The sequence below is a fragment of the Brevundimonas sp. genome (assembly GCF_004210735.1).
Lineage (GTDB): Bacteria > Pseudomonadota > Alphaproteobacteria > Caulobacterales > Caulobacteraceae > Brevundimonas.
In genome coordinates this window covers 1-2,083 of sequence record NZ_SDZL01000120.1, presented here as the reverse complement: position 1 = coordinate 2,083, position 2,083 = coordinate 1, and the positions used below count along the sequence as shown (strand labels likewise).

Below are 2,083 nucleotides of genomic sequence, written 5' to 3'. Positions count from 1 at the left end.
AGCTTCTGCAGGATCCGCCCCTCGATCGCCTGCGCCAGAGCCAGCCGCCCGCTGCTCGCCGGCAGCGAGTTCACAACGCTCTTCAGCACGTCGGCGCGAGGATCGCGCGTGCGATAAACCCGATGCCCAAAGCCCATCAGCCGCTCGCCGCGATCCAGCGCATTGCGAATCCAGCCCTCGGCCCGGTCCGCCGCGCCAATCCCGTCCAGCATGTCCAGCACCGGACCCGGCGCCCCGCCATGCAGCGGCCCCTTCAGCGCTGACAGTCCCGCAATCACCGCCGATCCCAACCCCGCCCGCGTCGACGCCACGCACCGCGCCACGAAGGTCGATGCGTTCAGCCCGTGATCCGAAATCGTCACCAGATACGCATCCAGCACCCGCGCTTCTTCGGCAGACGGCGCCTCGCCACGGATCATCCGCAACAGGTCCGCCCCATGCAGCGCCGCCGAGTCCGGCGCCACAGGCGTCCGCCCCGCCTTCATCTGCGCAATCGCCCCCGTCGCCACCGCCATGGTCGCAACGAGATCGATCGCCGCCGCCACATCATGCCCATCCGGGGCAACGCTCAGCGCCGCCCGCAGCGCATCCACTTCCGGCAAAGGCGCCAGCCGCGCGAAGTCCTGCTTCATCCGCTCGAATGCCTTGACCCGGGCCTTACCCAGCGCCGCCTGCAACTCCGGCATCGTATCGAAGAACTCGGCCCACAGATGGGAGGCGGTCTGCTCGAACGTGAACTCGCGCGCCAGCGCCTCCACATCCTTGCCGCGAATGATCAGCCGTCCCTCGGCACCCTGCACATCCGACAGCACCGTCTCCGCCGCGACAACTTTCTCGAGACCTGCGTCCATCACTGACTCCCTGATTGACGGGTATCAGATGGCGAGACAGGGTGATTACCGTCAAGATTGATCAATATAATCAACCAAAGGCCCGTCATGGACTGGATCGCCGCAAACGACGCGCTCGCCCAGCTCAGCGTCCAGAAACAAACACTCTACGCCTACGTCTCGCGCGGCCTCGTCCGCGCGAAAGCCGACGATGGCGATCCACGCCGCAGCCTCTATTCCGCCAGCGATATCGCGCGGCTGAAGGGCAGGCGGCGCGGCGCCCGCCGCCGCTCCGAAGTCGCCGCCGGCGCCATCGCTTGGGGCGAGCCCGTCCTCGACAGCGCCATCTCCACCGTGCGCGATGGCCAGCTCATCATCCGTGGTCGCTCGGTCGAAACGCTCGCCGCAAAATCCACGCTCGAAGACATGGCGCGCCTGCTCTGGAATGCCGACGGCCCTCCACCTCAGCAGCCTACACGCCGCATCACTGGATCAACGCCCAAGGCCCGCGCCTTCACCATGCTGTCCCGCCGCGCCGGCGAAGATGCGCCCAGCCTCGGCCGCAGCCCCGCCGCCCTGCGCGCCGACGCATGGTCGATCCTCTATGATTTCGCAGATGCGCTGGCGGGCGAACCGGGCAGGGGCCTTCTCCACGAACGTCTCGCCAGATCCCTGCGCACCAACGCGCAAGGCGCAGACATCATCCGCCGCGCCCTCGTCCTGATGGCGGATCACGAACTCAACCCATCCACCTTCGCCGTGCGCATTGCAGCCTCCACAGGCGCGCCCCTCGCCGCCTGCGCACTCGCTGGCCTCTCCACGCTCGCCGGCCCCCTCCACGGCGAGGCGCCCGTCCGCGCGCTCGCTCAACTCGACCAGCTCACCAGCGCGAAAGATGTCGCCACCGAAGCCCGCGCCACGGTCGCCCGCGGCGACGCCATCGCCGGCTGGTCCCACCCGCTCTATCCCGATGGCGACATCCGCGCCAAAAACCTGCTCGCCGCGCTCAAGCTCAAGCCCGCCATCGCGAAGGCCCTGCGCGCCCTCGAACGCGAAACCGGCGACAAAGCGAATTGCGACGCAGCCCTCGCCGCCATGACCCGCAGCCTCGGCCTGCCGGATGACGCAACCTTCTCCGTCTTCGCGCTCGCCCGTATGACCGGCTGGCTCGCCCACGCCATGGAGCAGCGCGAAGCCGGTCGCCTCATCCGCCCCCGCGCCCGCTACACCGGCGCCTGACAGCCAAATGAAAA

2 protein-coding genes are annotated in these 2,083 nt (G+C 68.4%); one reads left to right on the top strand and one right to left on the bottom strand.

The genetic code is table 11. The features are described from left to right. Window positions 1-851 (bottom strand): citrate/2-methylcitrate synthase (locus tag EON91_RS14300; protein ID WP_292096052.1); only part of this gene is annotated, 851 nt, incomplete at its 3' end. Between the two features lie 87 nt (window positions 852-938). On the opposite strand from EON91_RS14300, the gene EON91_RS14295 reads away from it, so the two are divergent. After that, window positions 939-2,069, top strand: coding sequence for a citrate/2-methylcitrate synthase (locus EON91_RS14295; protein WP_292096050.1), 1,131 nt, complete (start codon window positions 939-941; stop codon window positions 2,067-2,069). The last annotated feature ends 14 nt before the right edge of the window (window positions 2,070-2,083 follow it).